Here is a 20,857-nt window from a genome sequence, read left to right as displayed (position 1 = left end):
CTCGCCCGGCCCGGGCGGGACCGAAAACCGATTGCCGGGGGACGGGCCGGCGCCGACGATGGCCCTTCGTGAGCAGATCCCGTTTCGCCTCCGTACTGCCCGACCTCTCCCCGTTGCGGTCGAGCCGCGACTTCCGGCTGCTGTTCTACCAGGGCACGGTCACCTTCTTCGGCTCGTTCATGGCGATGATCGCGCTCCCGCTGCAGATCAAGCACCTGACGGACTCACCGCTCGCGGTCGGTGCGATGGGCGCGGTCGAGCTGCTCCCGCTGGTGGTCTTCGGGCTCTACGGCGGCGCCCTCGCCGACGCCGTGGACCGGCGGAGGCTGATCCTGCTGACCGAGGCCGGGCTCGGGGTGCTCGCCCTGGTCCTCCTGGTGAACTCGGCCCTGCCGAGGCCGATGCTCTGGCCGCTGTACGTGGTCGCGGCGTGCGTCTCGGCGCTGACCGGGCTGCAGCGGCCGGCCATGGACTCCCTCATGGCACGGATCGTGCCGCACGACCAGCTGACCGCGGCCGCCGCGCTGAACGGGCTGCGCTACCAGCTCGGGGCCATCGCGGGTCCCGCGGCGGCCGGCCTGGTCGTGGCCTACGCCGGGTACGCGTCCGCGTACGCGGTCACCGTCACGGGATTCTCCGTCTCGGTGCTGCTGTGCCTGCGGTTGCGTCCGGCTCCGCCCGCGCACGACGCCGAGCGGCCCTCGCTGCGGGGCATCGCCGAGGGGGCGCGGTACGCGTGGAGCCGGCCCGTCCTGCTCGGCACCTACGCCGTGGACCTGGCGGCGATGTTCTTCGCCTTCCCGAACGCCATCTTCCCCTTCCTCGCGGACGAGCTCGACGCCGTGTGGGCGCTGGGTCTGATGTACGCGGCGGGGGCCGTGGGTTCGCTGCTGCTGGGGCTGACCAGCAGCTGGGCCTCGCGGGTACGCCGCCACGGGCTGCTGGTGGTGTGCGGCGCGGGGGTGTGGGGCCTGGCCATCGCGGCCGCCGGCTGGTCCCGGAACATCTGGCTCGTGCTGCTGTGCCTCGCGGTGGCCGGCGCGGGCGACATGCTCAGCGGGCTGGGGCGCGCCACGATCTGGAACCAGACGATCCCCGAGGAGCTGCGGGGCCGACTCGCGGGCATCGAGGTGCTCTCGTACACCGTCGGCCCGCAGCTGGGCCAGGTCCGCGCGGGCACGATGGCCGGCTGGACAGGCACCCGCGCGGCCTTCTGGAGCGGCGGCCTCGCCTGCGTGGCCTCGGTGGCGGTACTGGCCGCCCTGCTGCCGAAGCTCGTCTCCTACGACGCGGACACCGACGAGGACGCCCTGCGGCAGCGTGCCGCGAAGGGCGAACCCCAGCCGAGCGGGGCGCCGGCCTGACCCGGCCCCCTGTCGCGGGATCAGCCGAGCATTGACGCCGCTTCCTGGTCGGCGATGACGACGAGGTTGGGGTGGGTGCGCAGGATGGTGGCCGGGAAGTCGGTGGAGATCTCGCGCTCCAGCATGCCGGCCAAGGCCTGCGCCTTGGCGGCGCCGCTCACGATCAGCACCAGGCGCCGCACCTTGGCGAGCATGGCCGCGCCCATCGTCACCACGTGCGAGGGGACCGCGGCGGGGTCGGGCAGCAGCCGCACGGCGTCCTCGTACCAGGGGTAGAAGTCCTTGAGCTCGTAGGTGTAGATCTCCTGGTCGAAGCGGGTGGCGTACGGCATGTTCCCGCAGAAGTGGCCGTCCGCGCCGAGCCCGATGAGCATCAGGTCCAGCCCGCCGTTCCCGCGCAGTTCCCGGGCCACGGCGGCGTGGTTCGCGACGGTCAGCGGGTGGATGTTGGCCTCCGGCACGCCGCCGGGCCCGTAGAGGTGCTCGTACAGCGCGGAGAGGGTCACCCCGCGCTCGCTCCCGACGAGCGGTATCTCGTCGAAGGTGTAGAAGTGGACGTCGGCGAAGGCTCCGGGGTTCTGGCGCAGCCTCTCGGTGACGATCTCGTAGGTGCCCGCGGGGCTCGCTCCCGCGGTGAGGGCCATGTTGACCCGCCGGTCGTGCAGCATCTCCCCGAGGACGATGTCTGCCGCGGTACGGCTGAGGTCCTCGTAGTCCCGCGCGATGACGATCTTCATGTGGCGTTCCGTTCTCGTGGTCGGGAGCCAGGGACTCCAGGCTCGTGCTGTGGGGCGCGTGGGTCTCAGGAGCGGGGGGCTGACTTCTTCACGTACTGCTCGGTCTTCTTCAGCTCCTTCTTTCCGTCGATGGCCGTGCCGTACGTGCGGTCTGAGGTGATCGGGGTGACCGATACGGCGCCGCCGAGGGCGGCCGTGGAGTCGGCGTCCGGGCGGCCTTCCACGCATTCCGTGCTGCCGGGGTTCGCCGAGGCGCAGTCGCCGAGGGCGATGGTGAAGCCGTTGCCGCCGTCGTTGCGTACATAGCCGTGGTAGGCGTACGCACCGGATCCGACCCGGGTCCACACGGGCGGCCCGGCCTTTGCTCCTGCGCTGATGTCGGGGTAGTCGATCTTCAGGGCGAACTTGTCGGTGAACAGCAGGCGGTCCTTGAGCCCGGCGAGGAACTTCGCGCCGAACGCGGCGGTGGCCCGGTAGTTCTCCACCGGGTGCGCGCTCATGTCCGCGTTCGCGGAGGCGCTGAAGGCCACGGCCGGGACGCCGATGTCGGTGGCGGCGATCGCGGCTCCGACGGTGCCGGAGTCGTTGACCGAAGAGCTCACGTTGAGGCCGGAGTTGATGCCGGTGACCACCAAGTCGGGGGCGTCGTTCCAGCCCGCCTTGGCGGCGAGTCCGCCGCGCAGGGCCAGTTTGACGGTGTCGGCGGGGGTGGCGCTCGGGGAGTCGGGGCCGCACGGGCCGTCGGCCAGGCAGACGCCGAAGACCGGGGCGCCGGAGGGTGCGCCCGCGCAGTCGTTCTCGTACCCGGCGGGCATGCGCTCCCGCTGCTGGACGGTCAGTACTCCGTGGTTGGTGACGGCGGTTCCGCGTCCGCTCTGCACCTGCCACGGCGCCATCACCACCACGTCGGCGCCAGCGGTGCAGAGGGCGCGGCGCATCTCGTAAGCGCCCAGCCCGTCGGAGTGGTTGGGCCTGGCGGCCTGCATCCCGTCGTCGTTGGAGATGAGGATCCGCATCCCGTCCAGCGGGCCCGCCCCTGACGCCCGCGGGGGTGCGGCCGGCGGCCCGGAGCCGGCCGATGCCGCCGCCCCGGTGGTGGCGGTCAGCGTGCAGGCCGCGGCCAGGGCGAGGAGGGTGCGATGAGCGGGGCGCATGAGGGGCCTTCCTTTCGGTGAACCGGGCCGTGGGCGCATCTCGACGTCACGGAGCCCGGACGGAGCCCGGGATGCGACAGCTCGACCGGGCCCTCCCCGTGCACTCTTCCGCCGTCGGCCCACCCGGAGACAGGGGCTGAAGGCCCCCTCCCCGAAGACCGAAGGACCCGATCCGGGCCAAGTCGGCACACAGCGAACTGGCCAAGAAATAGGTCCTGTTGAGAACTCCGCACACGAAGGGCACAAAGGTCGCCCCCTTCGGGACCTTCGACTTCCTTTGCCTTCCCTTGACCTCGCCAAGACTGAGGGGACCTCGGACCGAAGACGTTCCGGGTTCGGTACCACGCGATGCAGGGAGAACTCATCGTGGATTACGGAAAGACGGCGCCCGCCGTACTCGAAGGCGTCGGCGGCGAAGCGAACGTGGAATCGCTGGTGCACTGCGCCACCCGGCTGCGCTTCGTCCTCAAGGACGCGTCGAAGGCGGACAGATCGGCCGTCGAAGCAACCCCCGGTGTCATCACGGTCGTCGAGAGCGGCGGCCAGTTCCAGGTGGTCATCGGGAACGACGTGGCCAAGGCCTACGCCGAGATCGGCAGGATCTCCGGGCTCGGCTCGGACAAGGCCAGGACGAAGAACACCGCGTCTGAGGGCCAGGCGGCAGGCAATCCGCTGACCCGGCTGGTCGACGTCATCTCCAGCATCTTCACCCCGTTCCTGTGGACGCTGGCCGGCGCGGGGCTGCTCAAGGCCACGATCGTGCTGGTCACCAAGGTCGGGCTGGTCTCCGAGACCTCACAGGAGTTCACCGTCCTGAACGCGGCCGGCGACGGCGTGTTCTTCTTCCTGCCGGTGCTGCTGGCGGTGACCGCCGCGAGGCGGTTCGGGGCCAACCAGTGGACCTCCATGGCCATCGCGGGGTCGCTGGTCTACCCGGCGATCGGCGCCCTGAACGAGGCCGGCGATCCGGTCTCCTTCTTCGGCATCCCGATGGTGATGGTCGCCTACGCCTCCTCCGTCATCCCGGTGATCCTCGCCGTGTACGTGCAGAGCTTCGTGGAACGCGGCCTCGACAAGGCGCTGCCGTCGAGCATCCGCAACTTCATCACCCCGATGCTGACGATCCTCCTCATGGTCCCCCTGACCCTGCTCACCATCGGGCCGGCCTCGGACTGGGCCGGCCAGGGAGCCTCCAGCCTCATCGGCTGGCTGTTCGGTCTCAGCCCGGCCGTCGCCGGAGCCGTCCTCGGCGGCACCTGGCAGATCATGGTCGTCTTCGGCATCCACTGGGGCCTGGTCCCGATGATGGCCAACGACCTTGCTGTGCAGGGTCATTCGCTCCTCTACGGGCCGCTGGTCGCCGCTTCTGCCGCGCAGGGGGCGGCCGTTCTGGCGGTCATGTTCCGAACCCGCAGCAAGAGCCTGAAGAAGCTCGCCGGTCCGGCCGCCGTCAGCAGCTTCCTCGCCGGCATCACCGAGCCCGCGGTCTACGGCGTCAACCTGCGCCTGAAGAAGCCCTTCGTCTACGCCTGCATCGCCGGCGCGGTCGGCGGGGGCATCGCCTCGGCGGGCGGCTCGGCCTCGACCGCGTACATCATGCCGGGCCTGCTGTCCCTCTCCGCCTACCTGGAGGTCGGCAGCTTCGCCCTCCAGCTGATCGGTGTCGGCGTCGCCGCCACCCTGTCCTTCGGGCTCACGATGGCCCTGGGCTTCAAGGACGTCGCGGAGGACACCGCCGAGGACGCCGCCGAGAACGCCGCGGAGGCCGACGGCCGTGCCACCGGGACGGACGGTCCGGGCACCGGAGCCGGAACCGCCCCCGGACGGCCCGCCGGTGAGTCCTTCGAGGTCGTCGCCCCGGTCGAGGGCCGGGTCGTCGCCCTGACCGACGTGCCGGACCCGGTGTTCGCCTCCGGCACCCTCGGTGACGGCGCGGCCGTCGCCCCGAGCTCCGGTGAGGTCCACGCCCCGATCGACGGCACGGTCGTCAGCGTCATGCCGCACGCCTACGGGCTGCGCTCCCCCGAGGGCGTGGAGGTGCTCGTCCACATCGGCATCGACACGGTCCGGCTCGGCGGGGAGCACTTCACTACCGCCGTCCGGCAGGGCGACCACGTCCGGCTCGGCGACCCGCTCGGCGAGGTCGACCTGGCCGCGGTCGAGGCGGCCGGCTACGACACCACCACGATGGTGATCGTCCTCGACGCGGCCGGCACGGGCGTCGTACGGACCACCGAGCACACCGAAGTCGAGCACAGCACGGTGCTCCTGTCCCTCGGCCCGCAACGCGCGCTCACCCCGGCGGGCTGACGCCCCGTCCGACGGCGGCCCCGCACCTTCCGCACGCCGCCCCGCTCCCTGATCCACGTACCCCCGAAGGAGATCCGCACATGGACCACAAGACCCCCGCCGCCTTCCGCCCCGACTTCCTCTGGGGCGCCGCGACCTCCGCCTACCAGGTGGAAGGCGCCTGGGACACCGACGGCAAGGGCCCGTCCGTCCAGGACGCCCGCGGCAACTACCCCGCGGGAACAACCGACTTCAAGGTCGCCGCCGACCACTACCACCGCTTCGAGGAGGACGTGCGGCTCTTCGCCGAACTGGGCCTGAAGGCCTACCGCCTCTCCATCGCCTGGACCCGGATCGTCCCGGACGGCGACGGCGCGGTGAACCCGGACGGCATCGCCTTCTACCACCGCCTCTTCGACGCCCTCCGCGCGCACGGCATCGAACCGGTCGTCACCGTCTACCACTTCGACCTGCCGCAGGCCCTCCAGGACAAGGGCGGCTGGACCTCCCGCTCGACCATCGACGCCTTCGCACGGTACTGCGAGGTGCTGTTCGAGGAGTACGGAAGCAAGGTCAAGCACTGGCTGACCATCAACGAGCAGAACATGATGATCCTGCACGGCGCCGCCATCGGCACCAGCGCCACCACCTCCGACGACCCGAAGCGCGAGCTGTACCAGCAGAACCACCACATGATGGTGGCCCAGGCCCGCGTGACGAAGATGTGCCACGACATGCTGCCGGCCGCCAAGATCGGCCCGGCGCCGAACATCTCCGTCGTCTACCCGGCGAGCAGCAAGCCCGAGGACGTCCTCGCGGCCTCCGACTACAACGCCATCCGCAACTGGCTGTACCTCGACATGGCCGCGTACGGCACCTACAACCCGACCGCCTGGGCCTGGATGACCGAGCGCGGCATCGCCCCCGAGATCGCCGACGGCGACCTGGAGGTCCTCGCGGCCGGCCGCGCCGACTACCTGGCACTGAACTACTACTCCACCGCCACCGTCGCCGCGCCCCTCGACGACGGAGCCGTCACCTACGAGGGCGGCGACCAGCAGCTCGCGGTCGGCGAGAACGGCGTCTTCCGCGCCGTGAGCAACCCCCATCTGGCCACGACCGAGTTCGGCTGGGAGATCGACCCCGTCGGCTTCCGCACCACCCTGCGCGACGTCCACGACCGCTACCGGCTGCCGATCATGGTCACCGAGAACGGGCTGGGCGGATTCGACACCGTCGAGGACGGCGAGATCCACGACGACTACCGGATCGCGTACCTCTCCGCGCACATCGAGCAGATGCGCCTGGCCGTCTCGGACGGCGTGGACGTCATCGGCTACCACCCCTGGTCGGCCATGGACCTGATCTCCACCCACCAGGGCGTGGCGAAGCGCTACGGCTTCATCTACGTCGACCGCGACGAGTTCGACCTCAAGGAGCTGCGCCGCATCCGCAAGGACAGCTTCTTCTGGTACCAGCAGCTGATCAAGGGCAACGGCTCCCTCTGATCCCGTGTGCCTCCGGGCCGCCGGCCGTCCGCCCACCCGGGGGACGGCCGGCGGCCCCGCCGCGTTCCACCCGGCCGGTGCGAGGGGCCGCGCCGCTGCCCAACCCCTCGCCACAGCCTTGGCCTTCCCCGTACCCCGACACCTGTCCGCACCCCCCACACAGGAGCCCCCGTGACCCGCTTTCCCTACCAGCTGATCGCCACCGACCTCGACGGCACCCTCGTGCGCAGCGATCACACCGTCTCCGCGCGCACCACGGCCGCCCTCGCCGCCGCCGTCTCCGCCGGGGCGCGGCACGTGGTGGTGACCGGCCGGGTCGCCCAGTGGACCAGGCCCACGCTGGTCGAGATCGGCTACCGGGGCCTCGCCGTCTGCGGGCAGGGCGGCCAGCTCTACGACGCCGGGCGCGACGCGCTCGTCTCCTCGGTCCCCCTCGACCGGGAGTTGGCGGCGCACGTGGTGGCCCGGATCGAGGCGTGCACCGGTCCGCTGTCGGTGGCGGTGATGCCGCTGGAGCTGGCCGATCCCATCCTCGTGGGGCCCGGGTTCCCGCTCCCGCCGATGGGTTCGGCCGGGATCGAACGGGTCCGCGACGCGGCCCGGCTGTGGGACCGGCCGATCGGGAAGGTCCAGATCCAGCACGCGCACCTGACGGACGACGAGCTCACGGAGGCCGCCCGGGAGGCGGTGGGCGATCTCGTCACCGTGGTCATGGCCGGCCCGACCTGCGTGGAACTGCTCCCCCTCGGCCTGTCGAAGGCGACCGGCCTGGCCCTGGCCGCCGAGGCCCTGGGCGCGACGGCGGAGAGCACCATCGCCTTCGGCGACATGCCGAACGACATCCCCATGTTCGCCTGGGCCGGCCACTCGGTCGCCATGGCCAACGCCCACGACAGCCTCAAGGCGGTCGCGGACGAGATCACCGCGGGCAACGACGAGGACGGCGTGGCCGCGGTCCTGGAGCGCCATCTCCTCCCGCTCTCCGGAGCCGCCCTTCGGTGATGGCCACACCGGCGTGCACCGCCCGCACCCACGGGAGCCGCTGCCCGACCCGGCTCGCGGATGCTCCGGCGCACGGAGGTGCGCGTCGCCCCGGCCCGTCCCCTTCAGCCGGCGTGCGCGGCCGACGGGGAGGGTGCGGCGGGCGCGGGCGGGGCGAGTACGGAGTCCAGGCGGCGGACCGCGGAGCGCCGCTGGACCACCGAGAGGGCCGCGATCCCCGCGCCGAGGGCCAGCCAGCCCGCGGGTCCGCCCGCCGTCACCACGGCGGTCAGGAGCAGCGGGCCGGCGGACTTCTGGACGGACTGGGCCATGCCCGCCACTCCCAGGTACGAGGCCCGCGCCCGCTCGGGGGCGAGGGAGACCGCCAACTCCCAGGAACTCACCGACCGCAGCAGTTCCGCCCCGGTGACCAGCACCGCCGCGCCGAGCAGCACCGCCGATGCGGCCACGGGCCCGGTCCCGGAGCTGAGGGCCAGCAGGACGCAGCAGACGAGCATCGTCAGCCCGTACACGGAGACCGCGGCCGCGGCCTGCCGGGAGGTCTCGAACCGTGCGGACACGCGGAGTTGGAGGGCGACGACCAGCACGGTGTTGATGACGAGGAAGGCCGGGACCAGGGCGTGCGGCGCGTCGGTGTGGACCACCAGCCACAGCGGCAGACCGACGGCCAGGACCGAGTCGTCGAGGTTCATGGGGATGTCGAGCAGGACGAAGCGCAGGTAGCCGCGGTCCCGCCACGGGCTCGGCGCCCGTGTCCGGCCGGTCGCGGCGCTCCCCGGCCCCGCGTCCCCGATCGCCGCGTCCCCGGTGGCCGCGTCTCCGGTCGCCGCATCCCCGCTCGCATCTCCCGCACCTCCCGTGGCCCCCGCGTCCCGCGCCGCCACCCGGCCCTCGGCCCTCGGCTCCCGGGTGCGCCAGACCAGTGCGGCGGCCGCGAGGAACGACAGCCCGTTGGCCAGGATCAGCGCCCGGTAGGCCTCCGTGGTCCCGAGCGCGAGTCCGGCAGCGGCCATTCCCGCGCCCACCGCGTACCCGGCGTTCGCCGTGCTGCGCGCCAGCGCCTGGTAGGTGCCGCGCCGCTCGCCCGCCACCCGGGTGGCGAAGAGCATCTCCAGCGCCTTGGCCGCCCGGTCGCCGAGGCAGGTGGCGGCGACCAGGGCCAGCAGCACGTCGAAGCGGGTGACCACGAGCAGGGCGCCGAGGGTTCCGAGGCGCAGCAGGTGACTGCCGATCAGGAGGGGCCGTACGGGGAACCGTCCGGCCAGGTGCCCCGCCAGCGGCGATCCGGCGATGCCCGCCACGGCCCCGGCGCCCAGCAGAAGGCCGATGCGTCCGGCGTCGAGGCCGAGGACGAAGGTGAAGTAGAGGACCGAGGAGGCGGCCCACATGCCCGTGCCGGCGCGGTCGACGAGCAGGGCGAGCAGCATGATCCGGGCGTTCCGGCCCCCCGGCGGCCGCCTCAACTGGGCCACCAGCCCGGGCCGCCGCTCCTGCCCCGGGCCCTGCCGCCCCTGCCGCCCCTGTGAACCCTTCCGGATCCCCGTACCGCGCCGCCGCATCCCGTGCCTCCCAGCCCCCGCGAAAGTATCTCGACGTCGAGATACCAGCGGAAGCCTGCCCGAGATCAATCTTGACGTCAAGATACTTTCGGAAGGGGGTTCCGCCGCGCATTACGCCGTCGGATCGGGGCAGGCGCAGCCTGCGAGATGGGAGAACGTCATGATCGTGCTCGGCATCGTCCTCTTGGCCATCGGCTATCTGCTCGGCATCGCGATCCTCTCGACCCTGGGGATCATCCTCGTCGTCGTCGGGGCCGTCCTGTGGGTCCTCGGATCCGTCGGTCACGCGGTCGGCGGACGCCGCCACTACTGGTAGTCACCACGCGTGCAGGGAAAGCCGTCCGGGGAGGCCGGTTCCATGATCCAGATGTCCATACCGCTGATACCCGCGGAGGACGGCAAGCTGCTCGTCCCCGCCGGCCACGTCACCTGCCTCCTGCGCCGCCTCGCGGCCGACTGGCTGGAACCGGTGCGCACCGGAGACGCGCGCGCCGACGAGCAGACCATCGAGGACCTGGCCGGCGTACTGACCGAGCTCGCGGATCAGATCGACGTCGAATGCATCGGGTACACCTCGACCGCGCCGCACTCGTAGAACGCCCGCAGAGGCCCATTCCTCACGAATTGCAGGGTTCCGTCCCCTGACGCATGGTGGCAGCAACACCCCCCTCAGGAAGGACGACCCGGTCATGGGCAAGGCGAAGGCAAAGGCGAAGCAGGCCAAGGGCAAGCTCAAGGAGAGCCTCGGCAGCGCGACGGACGACAAGCGCATGCAGGCCGAGGGGAGCGCCGACCGGATGGCCGGGAAGGCCGAGGAGATGACCTCGAAGGCCACGGACAAGATGAAGAAGTCCACGGGCCGGCACTGACCTCGGGCTCCGGAGGACCCGGATCCCGCCCCTGAGCCCGTCTCAGCCGCCTCCGGCACCCGGAGGCGGCTGAGAACGGTTCAGACAGGCGGTTCAGACGTGCTCGCGCTCGGCCTTGTCCGTGCCTGTGGCCGTGCCCTCGTCCGCGTCAGCGACGGCGTCCTCCAGCATTCCGGCCCGCAGGCCGGCCATGATGCGGCTGAGCAGCCTCGACACGTGCATCTGGGAGAGGCCGATCCGTTGGCCGATCTCGGCCTGGTTCAACTCCTCGCCGAAGCGCAGCGAGAGGATCAGCCGGTCGCGGTCACTGAGCGTGGCGAGCAGTGGTTTCAGCGTCTCCAGGCACTCGATGCGGTCGTAGGCCTCCTCTTCCTCCCCCAGGGGCCACTCCCGGCCGCTGTCCGCCTCCGGACCCACCGGGGCGTCCAGTGAGCCCGCGACATAGCCGTTGGCCGCCTGGAGGCCTTCGTCCAGCGCCTCCGGAGTGATGCCGAGGCTCTGGGCCAGCTCGGCGGCGGTCGGGTGGCGCCCCAGCCGCTGTTCGAGCACGTCGTGCGCCTTGGCGATGTCGAGCCGGAGCTCCTGGAGCCGGCGCGGGACCTTCACTGACCAGCTGGTGTCCCGGAAGAACCGCTTCATCTCACCGGTGATCGTGGGGATGGCGAAGGTGGCGAATTCGACCCCGCGCTCCACGTCGTACCGGTTGATGGCCTTGATCAGGCCGACCGTCCCGACCTGGACGATGTCCTCCATCGGCTCCGAGCGGTTGCGGAACCGGCGCGCCGCGTACTTCACCAGGCTCAGGTTGAGCTCGACGAGCGTGTTGCGCACGTACGAGTACTCCGCGGTCCCCTCGCTCAGCCCTCCGAGGCGCCGGAAGAGCGCGACGGACAGGGTCCGCGCGTCGGCCGTGCTGACGGCGAGCGGTTCCTCGGGGACGGGCGGCATCCCGGTACGGAGATCGGTGGGAATCAGGTCCGCGGTATCGCTGGAAACGGTTGGCATGAGCTTCCTCCGACGGGTGGATGGGCATCGCCGCGCCCGAGCGGGCGGCGGCAACCGTCGTGGTCTTCCGGAAGGGTTATACCCACTCGGGGGAAGACCTGACCCTTTTCACCCCATCTCGACCACCGGGCCGGCCTCCCGACCCTCCTCCGGGCCCGCATCAGGGTCGGGGTAGGGGTCGGGCACATGGATGTCCAGGACGCAGATGTCGTCGCGCTGGGCCGTCCGGAGCGCGGCGAGCGTCCGGGCGAGGTTTTCCCCGCGCCCCTCCCGCAGGAGTCGTACGACCGTGTCCGCGAGGCGGTCGAGTCCGGCGCCGATGTCCTCCCCCGGTTCCTCCACGAGCCCGTCGGTGTAGAGCAGCAGGTGGTCACCGGGCAGCAGGGCGATGACGGACTCCTCGTACGAGGCGTCGAACACGGCGCCGAGGAGCGACCCCCGCGGCTGTTCGAGGAACTCCGCCCGGCCGCCCCGGATCAGCAGCGGCGCGAGGTGTCCGGCCCGCACCCACGTCAGCCGGCGGTCCCAGGGCTGGTAGCGGGCCATGACCATGGTGGCGGTGGCGCTGCCCGCCGGGTCCGAACCGGTGTGCAGCAGAAGGGTGTTGAGCCGGTTCAGCACGTCGGGGAGGGCCGAGCCGGTGACCGTCATGCCCTTGGTGGTGAACCGGAGCTGGGCCATGGTCCCGACGGCCGCCAGACCGTGCCCGGCCACGTCTCCGACGACGAACAGGGCGCTGCGGTCAGGCAGTTCGATGGCGCTGTACCAGTCCCCGCCGACGTTGATCCCGCTGTCGGCGGGGACGTAGGCGACGTCGATGCACAGGCCGGCCAGTTCCAGGGACTGTTCGGGGATCGGCAGCAGGGTGTCCTGGAGGCGTGCGGCGAGGGCCCGTTCGGCCTGGAGCATGCCCCGCTGGAGGAGGACGGCCCGTTCGCTGTCGCGCAGGGCGAGTTCGACGTCGCGCTGTGCGGTCAGGTCCTGGAAGAAGCCCTGCACCTCGACGGGGTTTCCGTCGGCGTCCGTCCGTGCCTCGGCGACGATCCGCACGTGCCGGACCCCGCGTCCGGTGGCGATCCGGAAGGGCTGGTCGATGGGGTCCCCCGCGGTCAGCAGTCGTTCGAGGGCGGCGCTCAGCCGGGGAAGGTCCTCGGCGACGAGGTGGCGCGGCAGTTCTTCCAGCGACAGCGGCTCCAGGCCCGGATCGCGGTCGAAGACCGCACGGGCCTGCTCGGACCAGGTCACGGTGTCCGTCACCAGGTTCCAGTCCGCCCAGCCGAGGTTGCCGAGGCGCTGCATGTCGGCGAGCCGGCGGGCCTCGCGCCGACCGGTGTCGTGGCTGGTCCAGGACACGACCAGGTGGTCGCCCAGTCCGCAGGCGCGGACCGAGTAGACGGACTGCCGGGGGACGCCCGCCACCACCTCTTCATAGACGAAGGGCTCGCCTTCGTACCTGGTTCCGGTGACGAGGGCCTTGAGGTACCCCTCCCAGAGCGCGGCGCCCGCGAGGGTGGGGTACGTCTCCAGGATCCGGCGGCCCACGAGCTCCTTTCCGCGCCGGCCGGCCACGTCCACGGACTCGGGCGCCGCCGCGTCGATGCGGTAGTCCTCCACCTCTCCCGTCTCCGAGCGCAGCGGGGTGAGCAGGACTGCGGGTCCGGCCAGGGTTTCCAGGATCAGCCGGACCGATGCCGTACGGTCGTCGCGCTCCCCTGCCCCGGCGGCGTCCCCCGCTCGCTCCAGGGCTCCCTCCGCGGCCCCCAGCGGACCCGCACACAGCCGGGCCGCCTGCCGCAGCAGGGCCCTGGTGTCGGCGGCGAAGGGGCCCTGCCGGGTGCGCAGGAAGCCGACGGCCGCCCTCGGGGGACCGTCGAGGGGCACCGGAATCCAGGCCCGGGCGGGCCACCGCCCCGGCGGGTTCCCGATCAGCAGGTAACGCCGGGCGTCCTGCGCGGGGTCCTCCAGCCAGAGCGCCCGGCGCCCGGCGACGGCCGCATGGGCGGCGACCCCGCTCAGCGGGGGGATGTGGCGCCACTGCTCGGCCAGGGCCTCGTCGATCCCGGCGCTGCCGGCCAGGTCCAGGCTCCCGGCCGGGGCCACGACGTAGATCATCACCGCGTCCAGGCCGGCGGCCTCGCCCAGCACGCCGACGAGCAGCTCGGCGATGTCGTCGCCCCCGTGCACGGCGGCCAGGCCGTCGGCGAACCGGGCCAGGAGCCCGCGTGTCTCGCGGTCGGGGTCGTGGTGGCCGGGGTCGTGGCGGCCTGGGTCGCGGTGGCCTGGGTCGCGGCGGTCGGCAAAGGGGTCGCCGGTGGGGCGGCGGTGGGGGCCGGATGCCGGGACGGCGCCCGGTGCGGACTTCGGGAGCGTGGCGGCCGCGTTGGGCAGGCTGATCCGGGCGGTACCCCGAGCCGGGGGCCGGGGCCGGGTCGAGAGCGGCGGCTGCGGCGGGGTGCGGCCCTGGGGCCGGGTCGCCGAGACCTGCCCCAGCGTGATCCAGCACTCCTCCAGGAGGCTGCGGCCGCGGCGGCCCGCCCGTTCGAGGAGCAGCTGGTACGCCCTGGCGTCGGAGACCCCCGCCTGGGCCATCAGTACGCCCTTGGCCCGCTCGACCACGGCCGTGGTCGCGGCGACGCCCTCCAGGTCCGCGAGTTCCGACCGGAGCCTGGCCACCACCTTGGCGAGCGCCACCACCTCGGGTGCGGCGCCCTCACCCACGGGTGCGACATCGCCCTTCACCACTCGAGCATGGCACGCCGCCCCCCGGCCCGCCCGGGTGCGGCCCGGCCCCCTCCCGGGGGGACGGCGGCTCGCATTCGCCGCGCCCGGGCGGGTAGGCGCCCGGTGCGGGGTGCGGTCCTGGCCTCCCGGCTGCGACGGGGGCCGCATTCCGCGCCACCCGGCGAACGGCAACGGCAACCCGCAACGGGGGCGACAACGGCAACGGCAGACGCCGACGGCGGGCCCGTCGGCGGGGTCCCCGCACCGGTTCCCGCCCTGAACCAGCGCGCCGTGCCGCCCGTGCTCAGACCGCGGGCATACCGTCCCTACGCGGACCACCGCGCCGTACCCACCGCCCAGGACCGGAGGAACAGCTCGTGCCGACACCCGCAGATCCCGCTCCGCCGACCCGACAGGCCACCGCATCCCGGACGCCCGGACCCTGGCCCGAGCCGATGGGCGGCCGGGCCCTCGGGATGCTCATGGCCACGACCCCGTGCTCGGCCCGCGACGCCCTGCGCATCCTGGCGACCGCCGCCGACCTGGCCGGCGTCCGCGGCGCGGACCTGGCCGCCGCACTGACCGCCACCGCGGGCGGAACCGCCCTGCCCACCCGGTACGAGCGCGCCCTGCGGCACGCCGTCGAAGCCGCCCGTACCCGGGCGCCGGCGGCCGGGACCCGCCCGGCCGGACTCGCCCCCAACCCGGCCCGGACCGAGGAGGTCCTGACCCGGCTGCGCGGCTGCCAGGCCCGCCTCGCGGCCTCGCCGCAGGACCCGGCGGCCCTGCGGGCCATGGACGACACCGCGTACACCCTGTGCGTGCTCATGGGCCGGCCCACGGCCCACGAGGCCGTCAGCGCGGCGGAGGAACAGCTCGCCGCAGCGGGCTGAGCCTCCCGGCCGCCCCCTTCCCGTCAGCCCGGGGCGGGGTGCTCGTCAGCCCTTGGAGGTGTAGCGGACCCGCGCCCACAGGGGCAGCACGAACCAGCAGAGCGCGTACCAGCAGAACACTCCGCCCACGAGCCACGGGGCGAGGGCGTTGTGCGTCGCCACCCTCAGGACGAGGAGGAGGGCCGAGGTGCTCGTGGCCAGGAGCAGGAGGAGGCCGGTGAACGTCAGGCGTGCGGCCCAGGCGACGGCCTCGGGCTTGATCCGGCGCCCCGAGACGATCCGGTGGAACGCGACCGGCCCGATCAGGGCGCCGGTCGCCAGGGAACCAAGCACCACGGTCATCACGTAGATCGCCTTCTCGGTGTGCGCGAGCCCCGCGAAGACGGGGGTGAAGGCGACCGTGAGCAGGAATCCGAAGAGGATCTGCACGCCCGTCTGGGCGACCCGTATCTCCTGGATGAGCTCCTGCCATTGACGGTCGGCCCTCTCCTCCGTGGACTCGTCCCGCCCCGGCCGCACATCGCTCGTCGACATCTCACGCCTTTCTGAAGGTTGTTCTCGGCGTGCGTCTACCCCCGGACCTGCGCACCATGTTCCGCGCCCGGCTGCCGGGCGGCCAGCCGGCCGAGCAGCGAGCGCCGGTGCTCCGGGTCGGTCGCGAGCCCGATCACCGTCCAGGCCATGGCCAGCCCGCCGTCGAGCACGGCGCGGTCGGCCTGCGCGGTGATCCCGTACCGGGTGAACTCGGGGTTGTGCATGATCGCGTCGCCGCAGTCGTAGCCGATCATCGGGTGGATGGTGGGCACCAGGTGCGAGACGTTGCCCATGTCCGTGGAGCCGCCCCGCAGCGTGGGGTCCAGGTCCTGGACCCGGCGTCCGAGGTCGCGGGCGGCCGCGAGGTAGGCGCGGCCCATCGCGAAGTCCTGCCGCAGGTCGGCGTAGTCGTTGCCGACGGTCTCCAGGGCGAGTTCGGCGCCGGTGGCCAGCGCGCCGGCCTCGAAGCAGGCGCGGATCCGGGCCTGGAGTTCGGCGAGCTCCTCGCTGGTGACGGCCCGGCAGTCGTACGAGGCCTCCGTGCGGGCCGGGATGACGTTGGCGGCCTCGCCGCCCCGGGTGACGATGCCGGAGACCACGGCCCCGGGCCTCAGCTGCTGGCGGTGGGCGGCGATGGCCACCTGGGCGATCATCATGGCGTCGGCGGCGTTGACTCCGCGCTCGGGCATCGCGGCGGCGTGCGCCGCACGGCCGGTGTAGCCGACGTTCCAGCTGCTGATGGCGAGCGAGCTCATGCCCACGGAGTCGGAGGGTGCGGCGTGCACCATCATGGCGGCGGCCACGTCGTCGAAGGCGCCCTCGCGCAGCATGTCCACCTTGCCCCCGCCGGACTCCTCCGCCGGGGTGCCCAGGAGCTTGACGGTGATGCCGAGTTCGTCGGCGAGCGGGGCCAGGACCAGGGCGGCGGCCACGGAGGCGGCGCCGTTGACGTTGTGGCCGCAGGCGTGGCCGATGCCGGGGAGGGCGTCGTACTCGGCGCAGATGCCGATGACGAGGTCGCCGCTGCCGGCGGTCGCGCCGAACGCGGTGGGCAGACCGTACGCCCCGCGGGTCACCTCGAACCCGGCCCGCTCGACGAGGTCGCCGATGCGCCGGGCGGCCCGGTGTTCCTCGTAGGCGAGTTCGGGATCGGCGTGCAGAGCGTGGCTCAGGCCGAGGACCACGTCCTGCCGGCCGGTCAGGAAGGCCCGGCTGCGGTCGCGCAGTACCTGGGTGGCGTTCATCGGCCCGCCTCCGCGGTGTCGTCGGCCTTGGGGGTGCGGTAGAGCAGGGCGAGGGCGGCGCCGGCCACCGAGACCAGGATGCAGACCGTCCAGGAGACGGTGTACGCGCCGAGTCCGGGCAGGGTCCGGCCGGCCGGGGTGTGGGCCGCGAACACGGTCAGGACGGCGGCGGCTCCGAGGGATCCGCCGATGTTGATGAGGAGTTCGTTGATGCCGGAGCCCACCGAGGTTCGGTCGCGGGGTACGCATTCCACGGCGAGCGTGCGCGTGGAGTGCTGGAGGAAGCCCGTGCCGAGCCCCGCCACGGCGGTGCCCGTCAGGAAGAGGGCCTGCTCCCCGTGGAAGGCCAGCACCGTCGCGTAGCCCGCGGCCATCAGCAGGGAGCCCGCGGCCAGGGTGAGCCGGTCGGTGACGGCTGCGGCCACGGCGGGGGCGAGGAGCGCCCCGAGGGTGAGGGCCAGCAGGTTCGGCAGGGTGGCGAGGGCGATCGCGAAGGGGTCCAGGCCCAGCCCGTAGCCCTCCTCGGCGCGGCTGGTCCCCATGAACACCGCGTTGGCGACCATCAGCCCGAACATGCAGAAGGTGAAGGTCAGCGTGACCAGCGAGACGGCGACGACCCCCCGCCGGCGGAACATCCGTACGTCGATCATCGGCTCGGCGGTGCGCAGTTCCACCCGTACCCACAGGGCGGTGACGAGCACCCCGCCCGCGAGGCAGCCCAGGGTGCGGGGGGAGGTCCACTCCCATCCCGGGGTGCCGCCGAGGCCGAGCCCGAGCATGAGCGCGGTCAGGCCCAGGCAGAGCAGGATGCCGCCCGCCCAGTCGACCCGGCCGCCGGGCCGGTGGTCCGACTCGGGGAGCAGCCGCCAGGTGGCGGCGAGGGCGAGGCTGGTGGCGACGGCCGGCACCCACAGCGCCGCGGTCGGGCTGTCGACGGTACGGGCCACGAACCCGCTGGCCACGAGCCCGAAGGACATGCCCGCGACCAGCGCGGCGACCATCACGCTGATACCGCGCCGGCTCTCGGCCTCGGCCGCCGCGCCGGTCTCGGTGCCCTCGTCGCCCCGGCGGCGGTTGCGCAGGATGCCGACGAGCAGCGGGAAGAAGCCGGCGAAGGCTCCCTGAAGGATCTGCCCGGCGAGGAGGGTCCCGAAATCGCGGCTGAGGCCGACGAGGAGGGAGCCCAGGAGGACGATCAGCAGGTTCCAGCGGAGCACGTGGCGGTGGCCGTGGAGGTCGCCCAGCCGGGACAGGACCGGGGTGAAGGCGACGCTGGCCAGGAGGTTGGCGACGCTGATCCAGTTGAGGTCGGCCGCCGTGACGCCCAGGGTGTCGGTAAGGCCGCGCAGCAGGGGCGAGAGGAAGCCCTGGGTGATGCCGCTGGAAAGCTCCACGAGGACCACGGAGGCGATCACGGCGGCCGCCGGGGTCGCGGTGGCCGTCCGGTTCGGCCTCCCCGGCCGCTTCTCCCTCCCCGGCCGCTTCGCCCCCGGCTCCCCCGGCTCCCGGGTGAACCGCGACGGCTTGCGCAGGGGTCTGGCGTCCGTGTCCGTCATACGTACCACCTGTTCGGGATCGGCCGTCCGGCCTGGGCAGGGAGGGGGGTGAGCGGGCCGCCTGCGGGGCGGAATCCGCACCACAATGTCCGGTGCGGGCCGCCGCACGGGCAAGAGTGGGGCACATAATCGGGTGAACGCGGCGTACCAGCCCGTCCGGGCGGCGGATTCCGGCGGCACGGCCGCTCTGCACGGTCTTCCCGGACAGCCGGTGACACGGCCGGGCGGGGTGTCGTACGGTCGCCGACCCACCGCTCCCGCCTGCCGTTCCCGCCTGCCGTTCCGGCGCGGAGGCGGGCGCACCTCCGGGGAGGCACCCATGACGAACACCGGTCCTGTGACCGGCCCGCAGGGCACCCCCGCCCCGGTGCCCGGACCCGCCGCGGCCCTGCCCGTGCTCGACGCCGTCGACCACGCGGTGCTGCGCATCCTGCACCGCGACCCGCGGGCCGCCTTCGCGGAGGTGGCCGAAGCGGTCGGGGTGCACGAGCGCACGGTGGCCCGGCGGCTGGAACGGATGACGGCGACGGGCCACGTCCGCTTCACGGCCGCGCTCGTCCCCGAGTACCAGGGCGAGGGGATCACCGCGGAGCTGGCCGTACGGTGCGCCCCCGGCCGGGTCCACGAGACGGCCGCGGCGCTCGCCCGGCGGCCGGAGACCCGCTCGGTGGAGGTGGCCACGGGCGCCCTGGAGGTGTTCGCCGAGGTGAACGCCCCCGGCCACGAGGCCCTGCTGACCTTGGTGGACTCGGTGATCGGCCGGCTGGAGGGGGTCGTGGACATCCACTCCAGCGTGGTGTTGCGGCTGCTGCTCACCGCCGGGGACTGGGCTCCGTACGACGAGGAGCCGACGGAGGTGCGCCGGCTGGCCATGGCCGGGCGGGAGCTGCCCGCGCCGCTCACCGTGGACGATCTCGACCGGCGCCTGGTGACGCTGCTGGGCCGGGACGCCCGCATGTCGACGACCCGGCTGGCCCGCGAGCTACAGGTCGGCGAGAGCACCGCCCGGCGCCGCCTGGCCCGCCTGATGACCTCCCACATCCTGCACCTGCGACTGCTCGCGGACCCGGCGGTGCTGGGCTACCCGGTGGAGGCCCGCTTCCGGATCGCGGTGTCGCAGCACGGGCTAGGCTCGGCCGTACGGCTGCTGGCCCGCGAGCCGTCGGTACGGCACCTGGTGGTCACCACCGGCGCCGCCGGGCTCCTCGGCTACTCCAGCCACCGCGACCTCGCGGCCCTGCACGCCTTCACCACCCGCGTCTTCGCCCTGCTGGGCGGCACCACCCAGGTGGAGACGGCCCTGCTGATGCGGACGTACAAACGCGCCGGGGCCGCCGAGCCCCCGGCCCGCTGAACGGGCGCCGGCGCCGGGCCCGGGCCCGGCGGGAGGGGCGGCCCGGGCGGCGCCGGCGGTCGGAGGTGCCGCCCGGCTACCTGGTCGGGGGCTCCGTCGCGCGCACTCCGCGGTGTGCACCCCGTCGTGTGCACTGCGGCGCCTGCCCGCCCCCGCAGAGGTCAGTGGCCCTGGTCCTGGTCCTGGTCCTGGTCCTGGTCCTGGTCCTGGGAGGAGCTGATGCACAGGGGCTGGCCGGAGGGGTCCAGGAGGACGGTCCACTGGCCTTCGCCGGGCTGGAAGTCGGGCTTGGTCCCGCCGGCCTCCACGAGCTGCGCGACCGCCTCTTCGGTGTCCTGGACGCGGAAGTCGAGGTGGAAGGGGAGGGCGTCGGCGGGCCAGTTCGGGGCCTTGAAGCCGTCCTGGTGGGCGAAGACCATCATCTGCTGCTCAGTGCCGATCATGGCATGGGTGTCCTCCACGGCCATGACCGGCCAGCCGGTGAGCCGGTGGTAGAAGTCGGCCATCGCCCTGGGGTCGTCGCAGGTCCAAGCTGTGCAGCTGACGGTGGCGTTGAGGGTGCTCACGGTGGTTTCCCTTACGGGTCGGGGGTGGCGGGAAGGCAGGGCGACAGGCCCCGCCCTCGTGGGACGGGCGGGGCCTGCGGGAGATCTTGCGGGAGCGAGGCCGCTGGGTCGGGTCAGGCCACGGGGGCGCTCAGCGCCATGGCGTAGCCGTTGGGGTCGCGGAAGTAGAGCATCCTGAAACCGCCGTCGGAGGCTTCCTTGAGGACCTCGACCTTGTCGCGGATCCGGGCGACGGCTCCGTCGAAGTCGGGGGCGTTGAGGTAGAAGAAGCCGGAGGCGCCGAGCTCGGCGGCGGTCTGCGGGAGGAACTCGCGGACGCTGTCGGCGGGCTGGATCATGAACGCCATCTGGTCGCCGTTGAAGATCAGGTGGATCGGGTGATCCTGGGCGACGCTCTCGCGGCCCACGGTGAAGCCGAGGCCCTCGTAGAAGTCGAGCGTCTCGGTTACGTCGCGGACGGCGAGGCAGGCGGTGAAGTTGGCGGTCTGCTGCACGGGTGCTC

19 protein-coding genes are annotated in these 20,857 nt (G+C 72.9%); 9 read left to right on the top strand and 10 right to left on the bottom strand.

Translation table 11 applies throughout. The annotated features are described in order from the left end of the window. Window positions 1–68: 68 nt before the first annotated feature. Window positions 69–1,364 (top strand): MFS transporter, encoded by a 1,296-nt coding sequence (locus tag ACIA8F_RS12570; RefSeq protein WP_399378279.1) that lies wholly within the window; start codon window positions 69–71, stop codon window positions 1,362–1,364. A 20-nt stretch (window positions 1,365–1,384) separates the two neighbouring features. Here the strand turns inward: ACIA8F_RS12570 and ACIA8F_RS12565 are convergent, their stop codons facing one another. Beyond that, on the bottom strand, window positions 1,385–2,101 hold the full coding sequence (locus ACIA8F_RS12565; protein ID WP_399378278.1) for a 6-phosphogluconolactonase: 717 nt from the start codon (window positions 2,099–2,101) through the stop codon (window positions 1,385–1,387). A 65-nt stretch (window positions 2,102–2,166) separates the two neighbouring features. After that, window positions 2,167–3,255: a 5'/3'-nucleotidase SurE gene (gene surE / locus ACIA8F_RS12560; RefSeq protein ID WP_399378277.1), complete on the bottom strand. Its 1,089-nt coding sequence runs from the start codon at window positions 3,253–3,255 to the stop codon at window positions 2,167–2,169. A gap of 366 nt (window positions 3,256–3,621) precedes the next feature. Here surE and ACIA8F_RS12555 point away from each other — a divergent pair, with 366 nt between their 5' ends. The 3 genes from ACIA8F_RS12555 to ACIA8F_RS12545 all read left to right on the top strand — a co-directional run bounded on the left by ACIA8F_RS12555 (window position 3,622) and on the right by ACIA8F_RS12545 (window position 8,054). Next, window positions 3,622–5,565 (top strand): beta-glucoside-specific PTS transporter subunit IIABC, encoded by a 1,944-nt coding sequence (locus ACIA8F_RS12555; protein WP_399378276.1) that lies wholly within the window; start codon window positions 3,622–3,624, stop codon window positions 5,563–5,565. Between the two features lie 80 nt (window positions 5,566–5,645). Further along, complete coding sequence (locus tag ACIA8F_RS12550) at window positions 5,646–7,052, top strand: glycoside hydrolase family 1 protein (RefSeq protein WP_399378275.1); 1,407 nt, start codon at window positions 5,646–5,648, stop codon at window positions 7,050–7,052. Window positions 7,053–7,223: 171 nt separating this feature from the next. Next, window positions 7,224–8,054 carry an HAD family hydrolase gene (locus ACIA8F_RS12545; RefSeq protein ID WP_399378274.1) on the top strand — a complete coding sequence of 277 codons (831 nt, stop codon included), beginning with the start codon at window positions 7,224–7,226 and terminating at the stop codon, window positions 8,052–8,054. 104 nt (window positions 8,055–8,158) lie between these two features. Here the strand turns inward: ACIA8F_RS12545 and ACIA8F_RS12540 are convergent, their stop codons facing one another. Continuing rightward, complete coding sequence (locus ACIA8F_RS12540; protein WP_399378273.1) at window positions 8,159–9,481, bottom strand: MFS transporter; 1,323 nt, start codon at window positions 9,479–9,481, stop codon at window positions 8,159–8,161. Window positions 9,482–9,773: 292 nt separating this feature from the next. On the opposite strand from ACIA8F_RS12540, the gene ACIA8F_RS12535 reads away from it, so the two are divergent. The 3 genes from ACIA8F_RS12535 to ACIA8F_RS12525 all read left to right on the top strand — a co-directional run bounded on the left by ACIA8F_RS12535 (window position 9,774) and on the right by ACIA8F_RS12525 (window position 10,482). Continuing rightward, window positions 9,774–9,929 (top strand): DUF6131 family protein, encoded by a 156-nt coding sequence (locus ACIA8F_RS12535; protein WP_399378272.1) that lies wholly within the window; start codon window positions 9,774–9,776, stop codon window positions 9,927–9,929. A 42-nt stretch (window positions 9,930–9,971) separates the two neighbouring features. Next, entirely contained in the window at window positions 9,972–10,208 is a 237-nt protein-coding gene (locus ACIA8F_RS12530; protein ID WP_399378271.1) for a DUF6213 family protein, read from the top strand. A gap of 94 nt (window positions 10,209–10,302) precedes the next feature. Then, window positions 10,303–10,482: a CsbD family protein gene (locus tag ACIA8F_RS12525; protein ID WP_399378270.1), complete on the top strand. Its 180-nt coding sequence runs from the start codon at window positions 10,303–10,305 to the stop codon at window positions 10,480–10,482. Window positions 10,483–10,575: 93 nt separating this feature from the next. Here ACIA8F_RS12525 and ACIA8F_RS12520 read toward each other — a convergent pair whose 3' ends face one another. Together ACIA8F_RS12520 and ACIA8F_RS12515 are read right to left on the bottom strand one after the other, a co-directional pair. After that, complete coding sequence (locus tag ACIA8F_RS12520; RefSeq protein ID WP_399378269.1) at window positions 10,576–11,487, bottom strand: SigB/SigF/SigG family RNA polymerase sigma factor; 912 nt, start codon at window positions 11,485–11,487, stop codon at window positions 10,576–10,578. A 108-nt stretch (window positions 11,488–11,595) separates the two neighbouring features. Further along, window positions 11,596–14,226, bottom strand: coding sequence for a SpoIIE family protein phosphatase (locus ACIA8F_RS12515; RefSeq protein ID WP_399378268.1), 2,631 nt, complete (start codon window positions 14,224–14,226; stop codon window positions 11,596–11,598). Between the two features lie 359 nt (window positions 14,227–14,585). Here ACIA8F_RS12515 and ACIA8F_RS12510 point away from each other — a divergent pair, with 359 nt between their 5' ends. Beyond that, a complete protein-coding gene (locus ACIA8F_RS12510) occupies window positions 14,586–15,101 on the top strand; it encodes a DUF5133 domain-containing protein (RefSeq protein WP_399378267.1) in 516 nt (171 codons plus the stop codon). 45 nt (window positions 15,102–15,146) lie between these two features. On the opposite strand, the gene ACIA8F_RS12505 is transcribed toward ACIA8F_RS12510, so the two are convergent. The 3 genes from ACIA8F_RS12505 to ACIA8F_RS12495 are packed head-to-tail and all read right to left on the bottom strand — an operon-like array spanning window position 15,147 to window position 18,435. Continuing rightward, entirely contained in the window at window positions 15,147–15,635 is a 489-nt protein-coding gene (locus ACIA8F_RS12505; protein WP_399378266.1) for a DUF6328 family protein, read from the bottom strand. Window positions 15,636–15,670: 35 nt separating this feature from the next. Continuing rightward, window positions 15,671–16,879 (bottom strand): amidohydrolase, encoded by a 1,209-nt coding sequence (locus ACIA8F_RS12500; protein ID WP_399378265.1) that lies wholly within the window; start codon window positions 16,877–16,879, stop codon window positions 15,671–15,673. After that, complete coding sequence (locus tag ACIA8F_RS12495; protein WP_399378264.1) at window positions 16,876–18,435, bottom strand: MFS transporter; 1,560 nt, start codon at window positions 18,433–18,435, stop codon at window positions 16,876–16,878. The genes ACIA8F_RS12500 and ACIA8F_RS12495 overlap by 4 nt, the downstream gene beginning before the upstream one ends. 319 nt (window positions 18,436–18,754) lie before the next feature. Between ACIA8F_RS12495 and ACIA8F_RS12490 the strand changes: the two genes are divergently transcribed. After that, a complete protein-coding gene (locus ACIA8F_RS12490; protein ID WP_399378263.1) occupies window positions 18,755–19,789 on the top strand; it encodes an Lrp/AsnC family transcriptional regulator in 1,035 nt (344 codons plus the stop codon). A 161-nt stretch (window positions 19,790–19,950) separates the two neighbouring features. On the opposite strand, the gene ACIA8F_RS12485 is transcribed toward ACIA8F_RS12490, so the two are convergent. Beyond that, on the bottom strand, window positions 19,951–20,355 hold the full coding sequence (locus ACIA8F_RS12485; protein ID WP_399378262.1) for a VOC family protein: 405 nt from the start codon (window positions 20,353–20,355) through the stop codon (window positions 19,951–19,953). A 113-nt stretch (window positions 20,356–20,468) separates the two neighbouring features. Next, window positions 20,469–20,849: a VOC family protein gene (locus ACIA8F_RS12480; RefSeq protein WP_399378261.1), complete on the bottom strand. Its 381-nt coding sequence runs from the start codon at window positions 20,847–20,849 to the stop codon at window positions 20,469–20,471. Window positions 20,850–20,857: the final 8 nt, after the last annotated feature.

This window comes from Streptomyces sp. NPDC051563, assembly GCF_044454225.1.
Lineage (GTDB): Bacteria > Actinomycetota > Actinomycetes > Streptomycetales > Streptomycetaceae > Streptomyces.
Note: the sequence above shows the minus strand (reverse complement) of the source record. Positions and strands in the feature narration are given on the sequence as shown.